The sequence below is a fragment of the Vibrio sp. 1580 genome, assembly GCF_033340055.1.
In genome coordinates, this window is the sequence record NZ_JAWOVT010000732.1 from 1 (window position 1) to 518 (window position 518).

At 46.9% G+C, this 518-nt stretch carries 1 protein-coding gene; it reads right to left on the bottom strand.

Annotation, left to right across the window (positions count from 1 at the left end; all coding sequences use genetic code 11):
• Positions 1-80 precede the first annotated feature (80 nt).
• Positions 81-518: aminotransferase class I/II-fold pyridoxal phosphate-dependent enzyme (locus R7093_RS28095; RefSeq protein WP_318147393.1), on the bottom strand; the 438-nt coding region annotated here is incomplete at its 5' end.

Here is a 518-nt window from a genome sequence, read left to right on the forward strand (position 1 = left end):
CAAGTTATTTGCCCTATAGAGTGAGAAAGAGCGCCAGTTGGCGCTCTTTTTAATTTGTGTCTTTGATGCGGGAGTTTGCTTTACTGACCTTGTTGGTAAGCCTTTTCGACTTCTTCCGCGATAATCGCGATACCTTTCTGCATCATCTCATCGTCTTGAACGTAGTTCATGCGCAAGCACTGATGAGCATGGTCCCACTCGTCTTTCTGACCAATAAAGAAGTACTCACCCGGAACAATCAATACGCCACGCGCTTTCAAGCGTTGGTACAACTCCATTGTCGTAATTGGCAACTCATCAAACCATAACCACAAGAAGATCGCCCCTTCAGGTTTGTGGATACGGAATCTCTCATCGGTAATCGCCTGTTGTAGCAGTTCTACCGCGCGTTGTGATTTCTGCTTGTAGAACGGCTTAATCACCTCTGAACTCAGTTTGAGTAGATCGCCTTTAGCGATGATGTGGTTTGCCAATGCTGGGCCAACACTGCCTGGCGCTAAGCTGATGATGCCATTCAT